This window comes from Marivirga lumbricoides (assembly GCF_014636295.1).
Classification (GTDB): domain Bacteria; phylum Bacteroidota; class Bacteroidia; order Cytophagales; family Cyclobacteriaceae; genus Marivirga; species Marivirga lumbricoides.
The window spans coordinates 174,516-192,560 of the sequence record NZ_BMEC01000007.1; the positions used below are offsets into that span (position 1 = coordinate 174,516).

At 36.8% G+C, this 18,045-nt stretch carries 19 protein-coding genes; 11 read left to right on the forward strand and 8 right to left on the reverse strand.

Annotation, left to right across the window (positions count from 1 at the left end):
* Positions 1-37: 37 nt before the first annotated feature.
* Both corA and rho read right to left on the reverse strand, forming a co-directional pair.
* Complete coding sequence (corA, locus tag IEV85_RS12160) at positions 38-1,180, reverse strand: magnesium/cobalt transporter CorA (RefSeq protein ID WP_188463669.1); 1,143 nt, start codon at positions 1,178-1,180, stop codon at positions 38-40.
* Positions 1,173-2,810, reverse strand: a complete 1,638-nt coding sequence (gene rho / locus IEV85_RS12165) for a transcription termination factor Rho (protein WP_188463671.1) — start codon at positions 2,808-2,810, stop codon at positions 1,173-1,175. The genes corA and rho overlap by 8 nt, the downstream gene beginning before the upstream one ends.
* A gap of 255 nt (positions 2,811-3,065) precedes the next feature.
* Here rho and serS point away from each other — a divergent pair, with 255 nt between their 5' ends.
* A complete protein-coding gene (gene serS, locus IEV85_RS12170; RefSeq protein ID WP_188463673.1) occupies positions 3,066-4,340 on the forward strand; it encodes a serine--tRNA ligase in 1,275 nt (424 codons plus the stop codon).
* A gap of 126 nt (positions 4,341-4,466) precedes the next feature.
* On the opposite strand, the gene IEV85_RS12175 is transcribed toward serS, so the two are convergent.
* The 5 genes from IEV85_RS12175 to dusB form a co-directional block, all read right to left on the reverse strand.
* Entirely contained in the window at positions 4,467-5,336 is an 870-nt protein-coding gene (locus tag IEV85_RS12175; protein WP_188463675.1) for a pseudouridine synthase, read from the reverse strand.
* 122 nt (positions 5,337-5,458) lie between these two features.
* Positions 5,459-6,022 carry an SMC-Scp complex subunit ScpB gene (gene scpB, locus IEV85_RS12180; protein ID WP_188463677.1) on the reverse strand — a complete coding sequence of 188 codons (564 nt, stop codon included), beginning with the start codon at positions 6,020-6,022 and terminating at the stop codon, positions 5,459-5,461.
* On the reverse strand, positions 6,022-6,408 hold the full coding sequence (locus tag IEV85_RS12185; RefSeq protein ID WP_188463679.1) for a TraR/DksA family transcriptional regulator: 387 nt from the start codon (positions 6,406-6,408) through the stop codon (positions 6,022-6,024). The genes scpB and IEV85_RS12185 overlap by 1 nt, the downstream gene beginning before the upstream one ends.
* 148 nt (positions 6,409-6,556) lie before the next feature.
* Positions 6,557-7,450 carry a DMT family transporter gene (locus IEV85_RS12190; RefSeq protein ID WP_188463681.1) on the reverse strand — a complete coding sequence of 298 codons (894 nt, stop codon included), beginning with the start codon at positions 7,448-7,450 and terminating at the stop codon, positions 6,557-6,559.
* The gene (dusB, locus tag IEV85_RS12195) at positions 7,447-8,445 is read right to left on the reverse strand and encodes a tRNA dihydrouridine synthase DusB (protein ID WP_188463683.1); all 999 of its coding nucleotides are present in this window, start codon (positions 8,443-8,445) and stop codon (positions 7,447-7,449) included. The genes IEV85_RS12190 and dusB overlap by 4 nt, the downstream gene beginning before the upstream one ends.
* A gap of 38 nt (positions 8,446-8,483) precedes the next feature.
* On the opposite strand from dusB, the gene IEV85_RS12200 reads away from it, so the two are divergent.
* The 6 genes from IEV85_RS12200 (at position 8,484) to IEV85_RS12225 (ending at position 13,931) form a co-directional block, all read left to right on the forward strand.
* Positions 8,484-9,419 (forward strand): CPBP family glutamic-type intramembrane protease, encoded by a 936-nt coding sequence (locus tag IEV85_RS12200; protein ID WP_188463685.1) that lies wholly within the window; start codon positions 8,484-8,486, stop codon positions 9,417-9,419.
* A 5-nt stretch (positions 9,420-9,424) separates the two neighbouring features.
* Positions 9,425-9,631 (forward strand): putative signal transducing protein, encoded by a 207-nt coding sequence (locus tag IEV85_RS12205; RefSeq protein ID WP_188463687.1) that lies wholly within the window; start codon positions 9,425-9,427, stop codon positions 9,629-9,631.
* Entirely contained in the window at positions 9,612-10,445 is an 834-nt protein-coding gene (locus IEV85_RS12210) for a phosphatidate cytidylyltransferase (RefSeq protein WP_188463689.1), read from the forward strand. Before IEV85_RS12205 ends, IEV85_RS12210 begins: the two co-directional genes overlap by 20 nt.
* Positions 10,446-10,533: 88 nt before the next feature.
* Positions 10,534-11,808 (forward strand): Glu/Leu/Phe/Val family dehydrogenase, encoded by a 1,275-nt coding sequence (locus tag IEV85_RS12215; RefSeq protein ID WP_188463691.1) that lies wholly within the window; start codon positions 10,534-10,536, stop codon positions 11,806-11,808.
* A gap of 102 nt (positions 11,809-11,910) precedes the next feature.
* Positions 11,911-12,570, forward strand: a complete 660-nt coding sequence (locus IEV85_RS12220) for a phosphatidylserine decarboxylase family protein (protein ID WP_188463693.1) — start codon at positions 11,911-11,913, stop codon at positions 12,568-12,570.
* 140 nt (positions 12,571-12,710) lie between these two features.
* Positions 12,711-13,931 (forward strand): pyridoxal phosphate-dependent decarboxylase family protein, encoded by a 1,221-nt coding sequence (locus IEV85_RS12225; protein WP_188463695.1) that lies wholly within the window; start codon positions 12,711-12,713, stop codon positions 13,929-13,931.
* A 223-nt stretch (positions 13,932-14,154) separates the two neighbouring features.
* Here IEV85_RS12225 and IEV85_RS12230 read toward each other — a convergent pair whose 3' ends face one another.
* Entirely contained in the window at positions 14,155-15,468 is a 1,314-nt protein-coding gene (locus IEV85_RS12230; RefSeq protein WP_188463697.1) for a Fic family protein, read from the reverse strand.
* Positions 15,469-15,794: 326 nt separating this feature from the next.
* Between IEV85_RS12230 and IEV85_RS12235 the strand changes: the two genes are divergently transcribed.
* The 4 genes from IEV85_RS12235 to IEV85_RS12250 all read left to right on the forward strand — a co-directional run bounded on the left by IEV85_RS12235 (position 15,795) and on the right by IEV85_RS12250 (position 18,039).
* Positions 15,795-16,352 carry a hypothetical protein gene (locus tag IEV85_RS12235; protein ID WP_188463699.1) on the forward strand — a complete coding sequence of 186 codons (558 nt, stop codon included), beginning with the start codon at positions 15,795-15,797 and terminating at the stop codon, positions 16,350-16,352.
* 211 nt (positions 16,353-16,563) lie between these two features.
* Positions 16,564-16,773 carry a helix-turn-helix domain-containing protein gene (locus IEV85_RS12240; protein WP_188463701.1) on the forward strand — a complete coding sequence of 70 codons (210 nt, stop codon included), beginning with the start codon at positions 16,564-16,566 and terminating at the stop codon, positions 16,771-16,773.
* Complete coding sequence (locus IEV85_RS12245) at positions 16,770-17,105, forward strand: HipA N-terminal domain-containing protein (protein ID WP_188463703.1); 336 nt, start codon at positions 16,770-16,772, stop codon at positions 17,103-17,105. The genes IEV85_RS12240 and IEV85_RS12245 overlap by 4 nt, the downstream gene beginning before the upstream one ends.
* A complete protein-coding gene (locus IEV85_RS12250) occupies positions 17,095-18,039 on the forward strand; it encodes a HipA domain-containing protein (RefSeq protein ID WP_188463705.1) in 945 nt (314 codons plus the stop codon). Before IEV85_RS12245 ends, IEV85_RS12250 begins: the two co-directional genes overlap by 11 nt.
* Positions 18,040-18,045 lie beyond the last annotated feature (6 nt).

Below are 18,045 nucleotides of genomic sequence, written 5' to 3' on the forward strand. Positions count from 1 at the left end.
CTTTTTGTATTTAATTATATTCTAAAATCTAAAGGGTTTAAATCCATCTTTTGATTTTAAAAATGAGTCCTGTTAAACCACCGACCACTATGATTAATCCCCAAAAATAAGCATAGCCATAGTCCCAGCTGAATTCTGGCACATTCTCAAAATTAATTCCGTAGACTCCTGCAATAAAGGTAAGAGGGATGAAAATGGCAGAAAGAATTGTGAGGGTTTTCATCACTTCGTTTAGTTTATTACTTATTACAGATTGGTATAAGTCACTTAAACTGGAAATAAAATCCCTATATGTTTCTACTGAATCAATCGCCTGTATTGTATGGTCGTATACATCTCTAATGTACACTCTGGTGCTTTTCTTGACCAGTTTTATGTCGTCACGCTCAAGTTTACTCACAACCTCTCTTAAAGGCCATACAGAACGCCTTATATGAATCATCTCTCTCTTTAGCTCATATAACATGGAAAAATCACGCTTACGACCTTCTAACATGATACGCTCTTCAATTTCCTCTAGTTCGTCTCCGAATTTCTCTAATACAACAAAATAGTTATCTACCACTGTGTCAATGAGCGCGTAAAGCAAATAGTCACTACCACCATTTCTGATTCGGCCTTTACCTGCTCTTAACCTTACTCTTACAGCTTCAAAAGTATCCCCTTTTTTCTCCTGAAAAGTGATTACCATATTTTCTCTGAGAATAAAGCTTACCTGCTCACCTAAGGTTTTCCTATTTTCCTGATCAAATTGAAGCATTTTTAAAGCGATAAATAAGTAGTTTTCGCTTTCATCTATTTGAGGGCGTTGTTCTACGGAAAGTATATCTTCCATTGTAAGTGGATGAATTTCGTAGAAGTCACAGATACTCTTCACCTCATCTACATGATGAATACCCTCAATGTTTACCCACAAGTATTTTTCAGAATCACTTAAGGCTTTTAGTTCTTCTATACTAATGTTTTCTTTTTCAATAATATCAGTAGCAGAATAAGAAAAAACGGAAATGCTAAAAGGAATATCAGTTCTTACGCCTGTGTAAAATGGCTGGCCTGGAGGTAAACCTGCTCTTTTGTGGCTGTCGCGGAACATACCCCTTACACCAGAGTATAAGTTAAGCGGCTCCTCTACAAGGAGCCGCTTAGGTAAGTTAATTATTTTCCTGGCAATTTTATCCATTCATGGAAATCAGGAACTCATCATTGTCTACAGTGCCTTTCATTTTTGTTAATAAAAGTTCCATAGCCTCTCCTGAGTTCATATCCGACATAAATTTACGAAGTATCCAAACACGTTGTAGCTCGTCTTTGCTCATTAATAAGTCTTCTCTTCTGGTACCTGATGCAAGAATATCAATAGCAGGGTACACTCTCTTGTTGGATAGTTTTCTGTCAAGCACAAGTTCCATGTTACCGGTACCTTTAAATTCTTCAAAGATCACCTCATCCATTTTTGAACCTGTATCTATCAATGCGGTAGCTATTATGGTTAAAGAGCCTCCGTTTTCAAGATTTCTGGCCGCACCAAAGAAACGTTTTGGTTTGTGTAATGCATTTGCATCTACACCACCGGATAGAATTTTACCTGATGAAGGAACTACTGTATTGTAAGCTCTGGCTAAACGAGTAATAGAATCTAACAGAATTACCACATCATGACCGCACTCAACCATTCTTTTAGCTTTTTCCAGCACCATGCTAGCTACTTTTACATGTCTTTCTGCCTGCTCATCAAAAGTAGAGCTAACTACTTCAGCCTTTACAGAACGCGCCATATCTGTTACCTCTTCAGGTCTTTCATCAATTAGCAAAATCAATAAGTAACATTCAGGATGATTTTCAGAGATGGAATTTGCTATCTCTTTTAGCAACTCGGTTTTACCTGTTTTAGGCTGTGCCACAATCATACCCCTCTGCCCTTTACCAATTGGGGCAAACAAGTCCAGTATCCTTGTAGAATATCTGTTGGGTTTAGTGCTAAGGTTAAATTTTTCTTCAGGAAAAAGTGGGGTGAGGTATTCAAAAGGTACTCTGTCTCTAATTTCTTCAGTGGTTTTACCATTTACGAAAGAGACTCTTAATAATGCGAAATATTTCTCTCCTTCTTTAGGGGGTCTGATTTGGCCCCTCACTGTGTCCCCTGTTTTTAGTCCGAATAATTTAATTTGAGATGGGGAAACATAGATATCATCAGGACTGGCAAGGTAATTATAATCTGATGACCTTAAGAAACCGTAGCCATCTTGCATCATTTCTAAAACACCTTCATTTTCTATGATGCCATCAAAATCGGTGATATTTGCTTTTTTTACTTTATTATCTGGTCTATCTGTTCTCGGTTGACGCTCTTTTCTGTCGTTATTACGATCAGTCTTTTCGGGTCTTTTTTCTCTGTTAGCATTTGCCTGCCTTTGCTTGTTTCTCTTATCCTGGTTGTCGTCTTCAGAAGTGTTATTGTTTTCCTGCTTGGCTTCAGCTTTTTTCTCTTCTGCCTTAGGCTCTTTTTTCTCTTCAGTACGTGGTTTTCTTTCCGGTCTTGTTGCTGCTGCTGTCCTTTCTTGCTTTTGACTAGCGTCAGCTTCTTTTTTTGGAGCTTGAGCCGTTCTTTCTTTAGCAGGAGCCGTTTCTTTTCCCTCTTTCTTACTTTCTTTTTTAGGTAGTTCAGTTTCAGGAAGTAGTGCTTGTTGATCAAGGATTTTGTAGATCAATTCTTTTTTAGGAAGTTTTTTGTATTGGGATACACCTAACTTTTCAGCGATTTCTTTCAATTCTGAAAGAAGCTTTAAATTTAATTCTTCAATGTTGTACATAAAAGGGCTTTTACTTGCTCAGAATGTGTATTCTGAAATTATTGGTATGATAAATTTGATAATATGAATTTGGATTATATAAAGCGTGAAACCTCGACAAATGTTTCTCACTCTCTTGGATACTACAATGATATGCTAAGTGAAGTTAATTGTCAAGTAAATAGCGAAATATAAAATAGATTTTACGATTTACCTGCAGTTTCTGTTCCGAATGCAGTCAAAAATAACTTATTTTGTCAAAAATTTACTAAATACATGCTTCAAGTTGCACAACTTCGTACAGAAAAGGAAAGAGCCATAGATGGCCTTAAAAAGAGAAATATTGCTGAACCTGAAAAGTTGATTGGTACTGTTATTTCGCTGGATGATGAAAGAAAAGATTTGCAAACGCAGTTAGATGCTGTATTAGCAGAATCCAACCAGATAGCTAAAAGTATCGGAGCTTTAATGCAACAGGGGAAAAAGGAAGAAGCCGAGCAGGTAAAAGCGAAAACCTCAGAACTGAAGCAGCAAAGTAAAAATTTGCAGGAAGCACTTCAAAGTAAAGAGCAAGCTTTGCAGGATATCTTGTACCAAATCCCTAATATTCCATTTAAAGATGTTAAGGAAGGAAAAGGTGCTGATGATAATGAGGTGATGTCTGAGCATGGGGAAAAACCTACTCTTTATGAGGGAAAAACGCCACATTGGGAATTAATTAAGAAGTACGATATTATAGATTTTGACCTGGGAGTGAAGATATCAGGAGCTGGTTTTCCTGTTTATAAAGGAAAAGGTGCACGTTTACAGCGGGCTTTGCTGAATTTCTTTTTAGATGAAGCGGAGAAGCAAGGTTTCAAAGAAATTCAACCGCCTATTTTAATCAATGAAGCTTCTGGTATAGGAACAGGGCAGCTTCCTGATAAAGAAGGTCAGATGTACCATGATAAAGAGCAGGACTTGTACCTTATTCCTACTGCTGAAGTTCCTGTAACCAACATGTTTAGGGATATGATTTTGGATGAGCAGGAATTGCCTATTAAACTTGCCGCTTATACTCCTTGTTTCAGAAAAGAGGCGGGCTCTTGGGGAGCACATGTGAGAGGATTGAATAGATTACATCAGTTTGATAAGGTTGAAATAGTGCAGATTCATCTTCCGGATAATTCTTATAAAGCTCTGGAGGAAATGAGTACTTATGTCCAAAGCCTGTTACAAAAACTGGAGTTGCCTTATCGTGTTTTAAGGCTTTGTGGTGGAGATATGGGATTTACTTCCGCTATGACTTACGATATGGAAGTTTGGTCAGCGGCCCAGGAAAGATGGCTAGAAGTAAGTTCTGTTTCTAATTTTGAGACTTATCAATCTAATAGGTTGAAACTTCGCTACAAAGATGAGAACAATAAGAAGCACTTACTCCATACTCTTAATGGAAGTGCATTAGCTTTTCCTCGGATTTTAGCCTCTATTTTGGAGAATAATCAAACTGAGAAGGGGATCCGTATTCCTGAGGTATTGCAGCCTTACGCTGGCTTTGAGTGGATTGATTAGTTTTGTCCATGAATGGTTATTGGGAGCATTTAATTCTGCCCTTAAGAGAATTATTCGCAGTAATCTTTAATTGCTCCCAATAATGGCTGCCTTTGCTACTATAAAAATGTAGAGAACTGGTAGCTCCTACCTCATGTGTTTTAGGTTAATTATTTCCTTCTCCTTTAGGAAACGCCATTTTCCTCTGGGTAAATCTTTTTTTGTAAGGCCGGCATAAAGCGTTCTATCCAGCTTTTCTATTTCATAGCCTAAATGCTCAAAAATTCTTCTTACCATTCTGTTTTTGCCCATCACAATTTCTATTCCTATAGTGGTGAAATCCGGAGTAAGAATAGCAATTTTTTCCACCCTGGCTACTCCATCATCAAGTGTAAGTCCACTTTCAATGGAGAGGAAATCTTTCTCCTCTATTGGCTTGTTCAGTACAATCTGGTAAATTTTTCTGAGTTTATTTCCCGGCTGAGTCAGCTTCTTCACCAGGTCGCCATCATTGGTGAACAGCAGAAGACCTGTTGTATTTTTATCTAACCTGCCCACCGGATAAATGCGTTCCTCGCATGCTTTACTAACTAAGTCCATGACAGTTTTACGCTCTTTAGGATCATCCATAGTAGTGAGGAAGCCTTTAGGTTTATTAAGCAGTACATAAACCAGCTTTTCACGCGTAATAGGATTGCCTTCAAAGTACACAGTGTCTTTAGGCATTACCTTATAGCCCATCTCAGTAATGGTCTTTTTATTAACCTTTACTTTTCCTTCAGCAATTAACTGGTCAGCCTCTCTTCGCGAGCAAATACCGGAGTTGGCTAGGTATTTGTTTAATCGGATACCATCTGAGGGTACTTTTTCTTCTGCTCTGGCCTGATCTTCCATCACCTTTTTCTTCTTTACTTCCTTGTAAGATGTTTCTTCTTGTTCAACATCTCTTCTAGGTTGTTTTTTTGATGGGAGTCTTTTTTCAGACGAGTATTTCTTTTTGAAGGGTTTCTTAGCCATAACAAGCACAAAGGTAAAACAATCATTGGCTTTCTGTGTGCTTAGAATGGAAATTCATTCTCATCTCTTAATCTACACTTTATACTGTGCTTAAAAATGATGAGATAAAAAAAGGAAAGTGATTATTCCTCACTTTCCTTTCCTATTTGATTTTCTTCCTGGCTAAAATCTTTTGGAGTCGGAAGATCTTTCAGGTCATTGATTCCGAAATATTCCATAAAATTCTGACTTGTGCCGTAAAGAAGAGGTCTGCCGATTGCGTCTGCTTTTCCTTTTATCTCTACAAGCTCTTTTTCAAGAAGCTTCTGCACAGTGTAGTCACAATTTACACCTCTTATTTGCTCCATTTCACCTTTGGTAATAGGCTGTTTGTATGCAATTATAGAAAGAGTTTCCAGTGCGGATGTAGAAAGTCTCTTTTTAGATTGTTGCTTTAACATTATGCCAATACTGGCTTGATAAGCCGGCTTGGTCATGAATTGAAAACCTCCTGCTACTTTCTCTACCTGAAAGGCATAATCATCCGATTGATATTTAACAAGGATTTTCTCTAATGCAGCTTCAATATCTTTTAAAGGCACGTCAGCTTCAAACATTTCAGAAAGACATCGATGGATTTCCTGTGGCTTTAAAGGTGAAGTAGCACAAAATATTAAAGCTTCAATATGGTTAAGCAGAAAATCCATTAGCTATCCTGGGCCAGCTTTGCTTCTATTGATTGTGTTGTATGAGGAACAGCTCTCAATCTTTCTTTAGGAATTAACTTTCCTGTTTCAGAACAAATGCCATAGGTGCCATTTTTAATCCTGATTAAAGCATTCTCTAAATTTTTAATAAATTTCTGCTGTCTGGCAGCCAATTGATTCATGTTTTCCTTTTCCATGGTGTCTGCACCATCTTCAAGTACCTTCACATTTCCTACAGTTCCATCTGTCCCTGAATCTACAGAACGAGTAATTGTCGCCTTAATGTAGCTCAGTTCTTGCTTTGCTTTCTCTAATTTCTGGGTAATTAACTCTTCAAACTCTACTAATTCCTCAGAGGTATATCTTGTTTTTACATTTTCACTCATGGCTTACTTATTAAGTTAATTTGGGCGCAAAAATATAAGGTTTGCGTTAAAAGCAAAAATTATTTTTGAAATAAAAAACTGCTATTAACGCAATGTTATTACATCATTATCAGATGATAATTTGCTTCTCATAAAAATAGTCCAAATATTATTTTTTAGGCCTGTTGGCAAAAGCTACTCCAATAATAATGAAAACTATTCCTAAATAATGGCCTGCATAAAGCACTTCCCCGTCCAGTAAGCCCCAAACTACAGCCACAATAGGGATAAGGTAGGTGACAAAGCTTGTAAACACGGGAGAGGTAAGTTGTACCAGCCTGTTAAACATGATAAGTGCAATGGCTGTACCTATAACTCCCAATATGCAAATATAGAACAAGCCTATCTTTGCTTCAGGAACTGTTTGCATTTTCAAGATGAAATCGCTCTGTACAAACAGGTACCAGGCTGCTATGGGGCTGATCAAGAAAAGAGAAATACTTGTAATAATTTTAGGAGTAAGCACACTAAACTGAAACTTCAAAATATTAAGGTTAAAGCCGTAACATAATGTAGCTAGAATTACAAAAATTGCATAGAAATTGAAATTGCCAAGTTCTCCTCCGGAGCCGGCTACTATTAAACATATAGTGCCTGCAAAGCCTAATGTAATCCCTATAATATCTTGTCTTTTAAGTTTGCCTCTAAAAAACAGAACCCCTACTAATAATGCAAAAATAGGCGTTAAGGCATTTAATACACCTGTAACTCCGCTTTGTAGTTGAGTTTGTGCGTAAGCAAAAAGAAAAGCCGGGGCAAAACTTCCTAACATTCCGGAAATGAAAAGCCATTTCCACTGTCTGGCGCTGAGTGTTTTTAGTTTAGGTAAAGAAAGAGGTAAAAGAACAATGGCTGCCGAGAAAATTCGTAGCGCTCCTACTTCTCCCGCAGAAAATACCTGCAACCCTTTTTTAATTAAGATGAAAGAGCTTCCCCATATGAGTGCAAGGGTTATCAATAGAGTCCAAACCAACCATGGGTTTGCGGCAGGTCTTTCGCTCATAAACTTAAAATAGCCTGGTCAGTAAATACCTCATTTATTTCATCAAGTGTAGCCAACACCTCTTCATATTTTTCAGATTCCACCAATCGGCTTCTGTAAGGCTTAAAATTGACAATTCCTCTGAAATAATTGGTATAATGCCGCCTCATTTCAAAAATTCCTTTTTTCTCACCTTTCCACTCAACCGAGAATTTCAAATGAGCTTTTGCTACTTTTACTCTTTCACTCAAATCAGGACCTTCCAGAATTTCACCTGTTCTGAGGTAGTGTTTAATTTCATTAAAAATCCATGGATAGCCGATTGCTGCACGGCCAATCATAATGCCATCTACTCCATATTTTTCTTTATACTCTTTGGCTTTTTGAGGTGAGTCAATGTCTCCATTGCCAAAAATAGGAATATGAATGGCAGGGTCTTCTTTAACTTTTGCAATAAAATCCCAATTGGCCTCGCCTTTATACATTTGCTGGCGCGTTCTGCCATGTATTGAAAGTGCCTGAATACCTACATCCTGCAATCTTTTAGCTACTTCCTGTATTTTAATAGTGCTATCGTCCCAACCCAATCTTGTTTTTACAGTAACAGGTTTATTCACCTGCTTTACTATTTCGGCAGTCATGGCTTGCATTTTTGGTATATCCAGTAAAATTCCTGCACCTGCTCCTTTGCAAGCTACCTTTTTTACAGGGCAACCATAATTAATATCAATTATTTCAGGATTGGCTTCTTCAGCAATAGCAGCAGCCTCTCTCATTGATTCTATTTTGTCTCCAAAAATCTGAATGCCAATGGGGCGTTCGTAATCATAAATGTCCAATTTCTGAACACTTTTTTCTGCATTACGAATTAAACCTTCGGAAGAAATAAATTCAGTGAACATTAAATCAGCGCCATTTTCTTTGCATACTGCTCTAAAAGGCGGATCGCTCACATCTTCCATAGGTGCTAAAAGCAATGGAAAGTCTCCTAATTCTATGTTTCCTATCTTTACCAATTTGTAAATCTGAATTTTGATGTAAATTTACGCTATATATGAATTCTTTCGAGCATAAAAACCCACAAATTCACCAGAAAAATCCCTGGAACTCCATTTTTTTTCTTGTGCTATTATTTGTAGCCTGCAATCTGGTCGGTCAACTGATAGGGACAGGTCTGGCTTTAGCCTTCTCAGGCATTAATTTCCTTGAGATTGAACAGGTTATGAAGCCGCCATTTACTGCGGAAAGCAAACGTTTTCTCTATTGGGTACAAGGTGTTAGTCACTTTCTTGGCTTTACTGTTTTTGGGTTGCTTTTTATTAAATTCTTCGATCACCAAAAAATCAAGAGCTACTTTCATTTTAATAGTTTGTCAATTTCAGGAGCTGCTTTAGTAGTTTTGATGACTATAAGCTTCATGTTATTCAATTCCATTGTTATAGAATGGAATATGAATGTTGAATTTCCTGAATTCATGAAAGGCTTCGAGGTGTGGGCCAGAAATATGGAGGATCAATTGCTGGAAGTAACACAAGCACTAAGCAGCTATGCTAACCTGAGTGAAATGCTGGTGGCTATGCTGGTAATAGGGATTTTACCTGCCATAGGGGAAGAGCTCATATTCAGAGGCTTACTACAGAATAAATTATTAGTGGTTTCTAAAAATGCTCATCTGGCCATTTGGGTTACAGCCATTATTTTCGGTGCTTTTCACATGCAGTTTTTTGGTGTGGTGCCAAGAATATTGTTGGGGGCCTTATTTGGATATATTTATTATTATTCCGGAAATATTTGGTATCCTGTTATTGCCCATTTTATTAATAACGGATTAGCCGTTTTTGTAATGTATATTGGGCCACGGTATATTGAAGATTGGAATCCGCAGGAAATAGATTCAAGTGTTCCGCCCACAATGTCATTAGTAGCGTTACTAATATGTGGAGGCCTCTTTTATCAGTTTATAAAAAGTATGAAATCTGAAGAGGTATAGATATAATGGCGAGCTGGCAGAGTATATTTAAAACTGATAAGCTTTATAGGGCTGAAATTGTGAAGGATTGTCTTTCTGATCAGTCTCTTCAGCCGATCATTGTGGATAAGAAAGATTCAGCCTACCAATTTGGGTATTATGAGGTAATGGTAACTTCGGATGAAGTACTAAAAGCAATTAAAATAATTGAGAATGAGATCACGTTTGGATAAATACAACAACCTAACACAAAGAATTATAGCGGCACTAGTAGGGGTAGCCATTATTTTATCAGCCATTATCTATGGACAATGGACCTACTTTGTTATATTTTTTGTGCTCTGTGCTTTCACTCAACTGGAATTTTACAAATTAGTGGGCATGGATGGTATGTTGCCACTTAAATTTTGGGGTACTATTACCGGCCTATCAATTTATACCATTACTTTTCTGGTAAGGGCAGAACACCTGGATCCTCGAATCTATTTTGCCATTGCGCCTATAGCCGCTACTGTGTATTTTGTAAAACTTTATAATAAAAATGATAAAAAACCTTTCACTAATATAGCCTTTACCTTTCTGGGGATTATATATGTAGCCGTTCCATTCTCATTGTTACATATAGCAGTATTTTATAATGGTACATATAGTTTCCAAATTATTTTAGGGGCGCTGTTTATTCTGTGGGCCAGTGATACCGGAGCATATTTTGCAGGTGTAAAGTTTGGCCGTACAAAGTTATTTGAAAGGATATCTCCCAAAAAGACCTGGGAGGGAGCTTTAGGAGGCACCATTCTGGCATTTATTTTTGCCATTATTATGGCTAGTAATTTTGATGAAATTGCAGACTGGCAATGGTTATGCATAGCAGGGATTATTGTTATTGCAGGAACCTACGGTGATTTGATGGAATCCTTGTTTAAGAGGAGTATTTCTATTAAGGATTCAGGATCTATTATTCCGGGTCACGGAGGATTTCTGGATAGATTTGACGGACTTTTGTTAGCTGCGCCCTTTATTTCTGCTTTTTTAATGCTTTTCGACTGAAATCTTTAACTTTCAGATGAAAAAAACAAAAATGAAGTAACAAATTCTTAATTTTACCTCAAAGTTTTTAAAAAAAAACAAAAACAATATGGGTTATATAGAACCGGCTCCAATTAAAGACTTAGAGAATCCTTTTGAGTCGATGATGTCGCGATTTCATATCGCTGCACAACATTTAGGCCTTGATGACGAAGTTTACAATGTACTTAAATCTCCGGCTCGTCAGGTGATAGTTTCCTTGCCAATTACTATGGATGATGGATCCATTCAGGTTTTTGAAGGGTATCGAGTAATTCATTCTACCATTTTAGGTCCTTCGAAAGGGGGAGTAAGGTACGATATGGGTGTAAACATTGATGAGGTAAAAGCTTTGGCCGCCTGGATGACGTGGAAATGTGCTGTTGTGGATATTCCTTACGGAGGTGCAAAAGGTGGTATTAAATGTAACCCAAGAGCCATGTCTGCCGGTGAAATAGAACGTCTAACCCGCTCCTATACCGAATCAATGGTAGATGTATTTGGTCCTGACCGCGATATTCCGGCTCCGGATATGGGTACAGGCCCACGTGAAATGGCATGGATGATGGATGCTTATTCCCGTTCCAAAGGTATGACGGTGAATGCAGTTGTAACTGGAAAGCCTATTGTATTAGGTGGTTCCCTGGGAAGAACTGAAGCGACAGGCCGTGGGGTAATGGTTTCGGCACTTGCCGCTATGGAGAAATTAAAAATCAACCCTTATAAAGCTACTTTTGCTGTACAAGGATTTGGTAATGTGGGTTCATTTGCTGCGCTTCTGTTAGCCGAAAGAGGAGGGACAATTGTTTCAGTATCGGATATTTCAGGTGCTTACTACAATGAAAAAGGAATCAACATTCAGGAGGCGATTGAATTCAGGAACCTTAACAATGGAACGCTGGAAGGCTTTTTAGGTGCAGAGAAAATTGACGGTAACGACTTGCTGACATTGGAAGTAGATGTGTTGATTCCTGCTGCCAAGGAGGATGTTATCACAGCTGAAAATGCCAATAATATAAAAGCCAGGTTAATTGTGGAAGGTGCCAACGGACCAACTTCTTCTAAAGCTGATAAAATAATTAACGATAAAGGAATAATGGTTGCCCCGGATATTTTAGCTAATGCCGGTGGTGTTACTGTATCTTATTTCGAATGGGTACAAAATCGATTAGGTTATAAATGGACTGCTGAAAGGGTTAACAGACGCTCTGACAGGATTATGAAAGATGCATTTGATGTGGTTTACAAAACATCTTTGCAGTATGATGTGCCTATGAGAATAGCAGCCTATATAGTAGCTATAGACAAAGTGGCGAAAACATATAAATTCCGTGGTGGATATTAAGCCGGCTGGAATTTTTTCTCGTTTTTACTGTTAAGAAAGTAAATGCAAAAGCGCAGTTTCCCTGCGCTTTTTTTATATTTGATCTGAAATATTGAAAGAACAATGACTTTACATAAAGAAGGAAAGAAAATATTATTTATAGCGCTGATTGTTTTTGCAGCTATATTTTATCTATTAGAGTATGTTATCGTAACTCCAAGCTGGCTGAGCAACAGTGTTTTAGGGTTGCTAATCATTTTTTACCTGCTCATTCTGCAATTTTTCCGAAGTCCTAAATTCGTTATTAATACCAATGAAAAGCACGTTTTGGCACCTGCTGACGGCAAAGTAGTGGTAATAGAAGACACTGAGGAAACAGAGTATTTTAACGAGAAGCGAAAGCAGATTTCTATTTTTATGTCGCCTGTAAACGTGCATGTGAACAGAAGTCCTGTTTCAGGAGTGGTAAAATTTTGTAAATACCATGCAGGTAAATACCTGGTAGCGTGGCACCCAAAATCAAGTACTGAAAATGAGCGTACTACTATAGTGGTTGAAAACGGAGGCGGAGTGCAGGTATTGTTTCGTCAGATTGCTGGAGCGGTAGCCAGAAGAATTAAATGGTATGTGAAAGAAGGCGATGTTGTAGAACAAGGTGGAGAGTTTGGTTTCATTAAGTTTGGCTCAAGAGTGGATGTGTTTTTACCATTGGATGCTAAAATAAATGTAGACATAGGTGATAAGACCAAAGGTGGACGCACAATAATTGCTGAGCTGCCTTAAATATTAGTGTTTACTTACTACAAGAAGTCGCTTGGTATATCAGGCGACTTTTTTTATTTTTGGTCGTACCTATCAAAGACATCCGCACGAGGAGTCGCTATTTTGCTATCACATTAACTTTTAAAATAAATTAAGAAATTATGCCACAGTGGAAGAAACTGTCTCATCAACAGATTAATGAACGTATATTTTCAGCGCTTAAAGAGAATGTAAATTATTATAATGAGGATAAAGTAGGGATTCCGGCCTCTCATCTGGACGATAAAGTCTTTTATCAAAATGCTCCCTTTCTGGAGGATGCTCCTTTTCTCTCTGCCTTAATTCATAACCCCAACCATATTGGCTGCCATACGCTTGGAAGCTCCGAGAGCTTTTTCAAAGGAACACAGGCTATTGAAAAGGAAGTGATAGAAATTTGTGCAGGCAATATTTTGAAAGGTGGAGAAGATGATGATTTTGACGGCTATGTGGCATCGGGTGGAACAGAGGCGAATATGCAGGCTGTCTGGATATACAGAAATTATTTTATGCAGGAATTTGGTGCTACGTTAGATGAAATAGCCCTTATCAGTTCAGAAGATGCTCATTATTCTTCTGCTAAAGCTTCCAATGTTTTTCAGATTTCCTTCTTTAGGGTGCCCGTAGAAAATAAAAATAGAAAAATAAACCACGAGGCTGTGAAGCAGACTGTTGAAACGGCAAAGCAGGAAGGTAAAAAGTACTTTATAGTAGTAGCAAATATGATGACTACCATGTTCGGCTCTGTAGATGATGTAGCGTGTTATACTGAAGTGATGAGGGCATTGGATCTTCCTTTTAAGTTACATGTTGATGGTGCTTACGGTGGTTTTTTCTATCCTTTTTCCAAGCCGGAAAATAGTTTGAATTTCAGTAACCCTGATGTAAATTCAATTACTCTTGATGCGCACAAAATGCTGCAGGCGCCCTATGGGACTGGTATTTTTCTTATTAGGAAAAACTGGATGACCTATGCCAATACGCAGGAAGCCAGTTATGTGGAAGGAGAAGATTATACGCTGATAGGCTCTCGCTCTGGAGCGAATGCCATTGCCATCTGGATGATCTTAATGACTTATGGCCCAAATGGCTGGTATGAAAAAAACATGGTACTGAACCACAGAGCGGAGTGGCTTTGTAAAAAGCTCAAAGAAAAGGCAATTGCATTTTACAGACATCCTGATGCCAATATTGTCACCATTGAGGCACAATATTTAAAAGCTGAAGTATGCAAGAAATACGGCTTGGTACCGGATAATCATAAAAATCCTCAATGGTACAAAGTAGTGGTGATGGACCATGTAACCATTGAGAAGCTAGAGCGATTTATCGAGGAGGTGTAGTACGGATTAAAAGTTGTTTTTAGCGAGAATAAAAAGTAGTATAGGTGTTTTGCTATTCTCATTCTCTTTGATGAATAGTTAAGGTTTAAAGAAAGAAGAAGCTATTTTGAATAAAGTAAGCCTCAAGAATTTTTGTATGGGTTTATAGTGTTTTTGACGTTGCTAAAGCATTATAAGCTTGATAAAACACGCTATGGTTATTTTAGTCGGAGGTTAGATTTTATTAGGAACCTAAATACTTGTCCACCTTATCGGCTGAAGTCAATTTAAAAAACACATTTCGACCTACTTTTTCTTCCTCTATTAGTCCAAGTTTTTGAAGGTCATTTAAATCCTTCCTTGCTGTTTGCCTAACAATATCATGTTTTTGAGAATGTGATGAAATATTTACTCTATTTGAATCTTTTGTATATAAATAGCCAATTAAATCTGCTTGACGTTTATGTAAGCCTTTTTCTATTAATTTATAAGCAATCAAATTCGACTTCTCCCTTTCACCTTTTTTCTTGTCTCTGTAACGAACTAAGCTCTCGAATGCTACTCTTAAACTCTTAATTGAATACATTATGAAGTAAGTAAGATCGTTATCATCATTTTCAGTTTTTAAAAAGGCTTTGTCATACTGTATCCTTGAATCTAAGATTGCCCGTGATATTGATATACTTTTAATAAGACTATATTCCTTTTTCAATAGATACCAATAAAACAATGCTCTAGCAGTACGACCATTACCATCCTTAAACGGATGAATAAACCCTATCATAAAATGAATAATTGAGGCTTTAATAATTGGGTGAATAAAAACTTTATCTTCATTAACAAAGTCACACAACGCTTGCATTAAAGACTCTAATAATTTATGCTCTGGTGGTGTATGGGCAATTTCTCCATCTATATGATCTTGTACATAAATTTGTCCATCGCGAAAAGAACCTGCACAATCCTCAGCACTAGTATTTGCTGTCATTATTCGGTGCACCTCAATAATTAAACTAAAATTTAAAGTACTTTTAACTTCTTCGTCTATGAATTTAATTCCCCTTAAGTTATTAAATATCATTTGTTCAGATTCATTTCTTGGAGTTCTGCCCGATTTCAACATCTCCCTAGCAACTTTGGTGGTTGTTGCAGCACCTTCTATTTGAGAACTAGCAATTGCTTCTTCAAGCAATGAATTCTTTAAATATTCCGACCTTTCAAAGCTAGTAATAGGGCTTTTATATAGGCCTCCTACAAGTTTTAAATCAAACTCATGAAGATCTTTCTGAATGGATTCTGTTAAATTAAAATTAAAATCAAATTGACCAAATGATAATTTTTTATAGTTTGAACGTCTATTTAATTTGAGTAAAGCCCAAGATTTCACAGAATCAAATGGGAGATCTTTTCTATATTTAAATTCATCCCAGTATAAATATCTTGAATTAATTAATTTAAAGAACTCCTCAAATTTTTTGGAAAAGAATTCTTGAACAATCTCTTTTTCATCAAAAATCAATTCATTGGCATCAAAAACTGGGGGTTTTTCGAGCTTCATGTTAAATATGTTAAATATGAATGTTAATTTAACATATAATTACTCAATAGAAAACAATATTTAACAAAAAATAAAACACATTTGATTTCTGCTTTTAATTAAGAAGGTTCACCATATTTTACACATTTGCTAAACCTTCTATTTTCTTTTAGCTATAAATGTGCGTCTATTTTTTTCTGCTATTCGAATAATTTTTCATACCTGTTGTAGTCATGGTTTGGCTTCGCTACTTTAGTATTCCATTAGCCAAGAGTAAAAAAAGTATTTTAGCTGATCGTTAAGCGACAAATTAAAAAGGGACTCAAGCAACAAATTTATCGATAGCCATGAAACTCTCATTAATAATCCTTCTGGTCACTTTTTCTGTGACCTGTTTTGGACAGGATAAATATAATTACGTCCATTTCAATAAACTCACCGAAGTTTTGGGAACTGAATATGTTATTGCTTCTTTAGAAGATAAAGGAAAGATGTTTGAGACTAAAAGCAGATACCTGTTATTTATAAATACCAGCACTGACGAAAAGAATAAGGTTGACTTTCCAAATGATGCAATAATCAGTAAACTTGAGCAAATAAAAATTGATAGCTTAGGTTTAAATGTAATTCTAGTTGAAGCAAGGGAAGTTGATCTGGATGGCAAAAATGGAATTGACTGGAACGACCCAACCCAAATTATTATTCTTTCAGCAGATGGACTAAAAAAGCATCAACTTACTGAAAGTAAATTCTTTGTAAGAACTTGGATAGTAAATCAATTGACCGGAAGAATGGTGGTGACCGGTCATTATGATACAAACAATAATAATAAGTATGATAAGACTGATCAAAATGAAATCCATATCTACGATTTGAAAACATTAAAACTGATTAGTAAAACATAAAATAGCCAATTCCATAGCACCGCTGTTAATTGTGGTATATAGAAAATAATGCAGTCTTTAGGTTTATTTTTATTGTTGAAACAAACATGGTAAACCTTATTTTCTCTTGTAGCTATATGTTTTAGCATATAGCTTTGTGTTTTAAGTAAAAATTATATCTAAATACATATAATTATGTATATTTGTCTCATATTATATCTAAATGCATATAATGAAGTCATTAGCTGAATTTGTTAAAGAAAGGAGAAAGGAAGTGAATCTTACCCAGGGAGAGTTTGCAGAGCGAGCAGGTGTTGCGCTTACTGTTGTTCGTAAAATCGAACAAGGGAAGAAGAATCTGAATATGGATAAGGTTAATATAGTGTTGATGATGTTCGGCCATGAATTAGCCCCTGTTAACAGCAAAGAGATAGATAAATGAGACAGGGGGAAGTTTTTTACAAAGATTATTTAGCCGGCATCCTCACTGAAACAGATGAAGGTGAGTATGTATTTCAATATCATAATGATTACGTAAATGATCATCCTAATGACTTCATTACATTTACAATGCCTGTTACAAATAAACCCTATACCGAAAAGCGGCTTTTCCCATTTTTTGAAGGATTGATTCCTGAAGGCTGGTTATTAGATATAGCTTCAGAAAATTGGAGAATTAATAAAAATGACCGTATGGGTCTATTACTGGCTTGTTGTAAAAATTGCATTGGGGCAGTGAGTGTGGAACCAACAGAGGGAGAAGATGGAAAATAGATGTTTATATTGCTATGAACCCATTGCAGGCAAATCAGACTTTCATGAGAAATGTTGTATTGAATTCTTTGGAGTCGCTACACCCCCTCAAATAGAATACACGCTTGATCAAATGGATGAGCTTGCAAAAAATGTGGTTGAGCGAAGCATCGCTGTGCCAGGGGTTCAGCCAAAACTTTCTATGTCCTTAGTAAACGAAACAAGGGAGAATTCAGACACACGATTGACAGTGGTAGGGGCTTTAGTAGGGCACTACATTTTCAAGCCACCTTCTGACAAATTTCCTGAAATGCCTGCGAATGAACATGTAACCATGCGAATAGCAGAATCCTTTGGAATCCCGATAGTACCCTCATCATTGATCCGGTTATTGTCAGGAGAACTAGCTTATATAACTAAACGAGTTGACAGGAAAGAGAATGGAGAAAAAATTCATATGCTTGATATGTTTCAGATTACAGAAGCATTTGATAAGTACAAAAGTTCTATGGAAAAAGTTGGAAAAGCACTAGGTAACTATTCGAGTAATACTTTGCTGGACAAAACATTTTACTTTGATATAGCTATTTTCTCATTTCTCACAGGAAATAATGATATGCACCTGAAAAACTTTTCAATGATCAAAAAGCCTTCTGGCTGGATGCTAGCTCCTGCTTATGATTTGCTAAATGTTGCAATCGTATTCCCTGAAGATTTGGAAGAACTTGCATTGACCCTCGTTGGAAAGAAAAAAAAGCTAAAGAGGGAAAATTTTGAACAATTAGGAGAGGTATTGGAATTGAATTCTAAGCAGATTAGAGGCAGTTTTAATAGAATGGTAAGAAATAAACCAAAGGCGTTCGATTGGATCGATCGATCATTTCTATCAATGGATATGAAAAGCGCCTATAAAAAGGTGCTTGAAGAAAAGTATAAACAACTGGGACTAAAATAGTAGTAA

What these genes read in the sequence shown, in the direction of transcription:
- corA (WP_188463669.1), bottom strand. Translation starts at nt 1,180, where the DNA reads ATGGATAAAATTGCCAGGAAAATAATTAACTTACCTAAGCGGCTCCTT.
- rho (WP_188463671.1), bottom strand. Translation starts at nt 2,810, where the DNA reads ATGTACAACATTGAAGAATTAAATTTAAAGCTTCTTTCAGAATTGAAA.
- serS (WP_188463673.1), top strand. Translation starts at nt 3,066, where the DNA reads ATGCTTCAAGTTGCACAACTTCGTACAGAAAAGGAAAGAGCCATAGAT.
- IEV85_RS12175 (WP_188463675.1), bottom strand. Translation starts at nt 5,336, where the DNA reads ATGGCTAAGAAACCCTTCAAAAAGAAATACTCGTCTGAAAAAAGACTC.
- scpB (WP_188463677.1), bottom strand. Translation starts at nt 6,022, where the DNA reads ATGGATTTTCTGCTTAACCATATTGAAGCTTTAATATTTTGTGCTACT.
- IEV85_RS12185 (WP_188463679.1), bottom strand. Translation starts at nt 6,408, where the DNA reads ATGAGTGAAAATGTAAAAACAAGATATACCTCTGAGGAATTAGTAGAG.
- IEV85_RS12190 (WP_188463681.1), bottom strand. Translation starts at nt 7,450, where the DNA reads ATGAGCGAAAGACCTGCCGCAAACCCATGGTTGGTTTGGACTCTATTG.
- IEV85_RS12200 (WP_188463685.1), top strand. Translation starts at nt 8,484, where the DNA reads ATGAATTCTTTCGAGCATAAAAACCCACAAATTCACCAGAAAAATCCC.
- IEV85_RS12205 (WP_188463687.1), top strand. Translation starts at nt 9,425, where the DNA reads ATGGCGAGCTGGCAGAGTATATTTAAAACTGATAAGCTTTATAGGGCT.
- IEV85_RS12210 (WP_188463689.1), top strand. Translation starts at nt 9,612, where the DNA reads ATGAGATCACGTTTGGATAAATACAACAACCTAACACAAAGAATTATA.
- IEV85_RS12215 (WP_188463691.1), top strand. Translation starts at nt 10,534, where the DNA reads ATGGGTTATATAGAACCGGCTCCAATTAAAGACTTAGAGAATCCTTTT.
- IEV85_RS12220 (WP_188463693.1), top strand. Translation starts at nt 11,911, where the DNA reads ATGACTTTACATAAAGAAGGAAAGAAAATATTATTTATAGCGCTGATT.
- IEV85_RS12225 (WP_188463695.1), top strand. Translation starts at nt 12,711, where the DNA reads ATGCCACAGTGGAAGAAACTGTCTCATCAACAGATTAATGAACGTATA.
- IEV85_RS12230 (WP_188463697.1), bottom strand. Translation starts at nt 15,468, where the DNA reads ATGAAGCTCGAAAAACCCCCAGTTTTTGATGCCAATGAATTGATTTTT.
- IEV85_RS12235 (WP_188463699.1), top strand. Translation starts at nt 15,795, where the DNA reads ATGAAACTCTCATTAATAATCCTTCTGGTCACTTTTTCTGTGACCTGT.
- IEV85_RS12240 (WP_188463701.1), top strand. Translation starts at nt 16,564, where the DNA reads ATGAAGTCATTAGCTGAATTTGTTAAAGAAAGGAGAAAGGAAGTGAAT.
- IEV85_RS12245 (WP_188463703.1), top strand. Translation starts at nt 16,770, where the DNA reads ATGAGACAGGGGGAAGTTTTTTACAAAGATTATTTAGCCGGCATCCTC.
- IEV85_RS12250 (WP_188463705.1), top strand. Translation starts at nt 17,095, where the DNA reads ATGGAAAATAGATGTTTATATTGCTATGAACCCATTGCAGGCAAATCA.